Here is a 1,312-nt window from a genome sequence, read left to right on the forward strand (position 1 = left end):
CTTGAGTTCTAGTGGTCGTCGCAACACCCCAGTTCAGGGGATGCGATGGATTTCGAGGTTCGTGAGGGTCGGGTGCCTCAGGGACGCAAGAAGCTGGTCGCGGAGCGGGAGGAATACTTCCGGCTCATGCAGCAGGGCTTCAGCGTTCGAGAGGCGTGCCGGATCGTCGGCGTCAACAGGCGGACCGGGCAGGAGTGGAGCAACGGGCGCCCGGAAGGACGGAAGAAGCCGTTTCGGCCGCCCGCGCATACCGCGCGGGCGGCCGCGCGTTTGCCGTCTCGGTCCGACCGGTATCTCCGCGAGGACGAGCGCATCCACATCGCCGATCGGCGTCGGGCGAAGGCGCCGGTTCGGGCCATTGCCGCCGAGCTGGGGCGCAGTCCGTCCACTATCAGCAGGGAAATCCGACGCAACAGGCATCCGGCCAGCGGGGACTACCGGCCGCACGCGGCCCAGGATCGTGCTGATGCCCGCCGCCCGCGGCCCAAGACGGGGAAGATCGGCCAGAACCCTGAGCTGAGGGAGTTCATCCAGGACCATCTGGGCAGACGATGGAGTCCCGAGCAGATCTGCCAGGCCCTGCGCCGGCGCTACCCCGACCGCCCGGAGATGCATGTGGTCCACGAGACGATCTACCAGGCCCTCTACGTTCAGAGCCGGGGAGAACTCCGCCGTGAGCTGACCCGTGCCCTGCGCACCGGCCGGGCCATGCGCCGCTCGCACCGCCAGTCCTACAAGCGCCAGCCGCGGATGTCGAAGGACATGGTGATGATCAGCGAGCGTCCGGCCGAGGTGGCCGACCGGGCCGTCCCCGGGCACTGGGAGGGCGACCTCATCATCGGCAAGGGCCTCAAGTCCGCGATCGGAACGCTGGTCGAGCGTTCCAGCCGCTTTGTCACCCTCATCCACTTGCCCGACGGCCGCCATCCCGTCCAGATGCGCGACGCGCTCATACAGACCGTCTCAGCCCTGCCCGCCCAGTTGCGACGTTCGCTCACCTGGGACCAGGGCTCGGAGATGGCCCTGCACCGACAGTTCAGCACCGCAACCGACATGGGCGTCTACTTCTGCGACCCCGCCAGCCCCTGGCAGCGAGGATCCAACGAGAACACGAACGGCCTGCTCCGCCAGTACTTCCCCAAGGGCACCGACCTGACCTGCCACACCGCCGAGGACCTGGCCGCCGTCGCAGCCGAACTCAACAGCCGCCCACGCAAAACGCTCGGCTGGGAGACCCCAGCCGAGCGCCTCGCTACGCTTCTAGCAACTGCCAGTTGACCAACCCGTGTTGCGACGACTCCTGGAATTCGCC

At 67.8% G+C, this 1,312-nt stretch carries 1 protein-coding gene; it reads left to right on the forward strand.

What is annotated here, in order from left to right:
• Positions 1-45 precede the first annotated feature (45 nt).
• On the forward strand, positions 46-1,278 hold the full coding sequence (locus A3G1_RS0117670; RefSeq protein WP_018350805.1) for an IS30 family transposase: 1,233 nt from the start codon (positions 46-48) through the stop codon (positions 1,276-1,278).
• The last annotated feature ends 34 nt before the right edge of the window (positions 1,279-1,312 follow it).

Origin of the sequence: Longispora albida DSM 44784 (assembly GCF_000379825.1) — a bacterium.
Taxonomy (GTDB): Bacteria; Actinomycetota; Actinomycetes; order Mycobacteriales; family Micromonosporaceae; genus Longispora; species Longispora albida.

Coding starts and splice junctions, on each gene's coding strand:
- A3G1_RS0117670 (WP_018350805.1), top strand. CDS start 46: ATGGATTTCGAGGTTCGTGAGGGTCGGGTGCCTCAGGGACGCAAGAAG.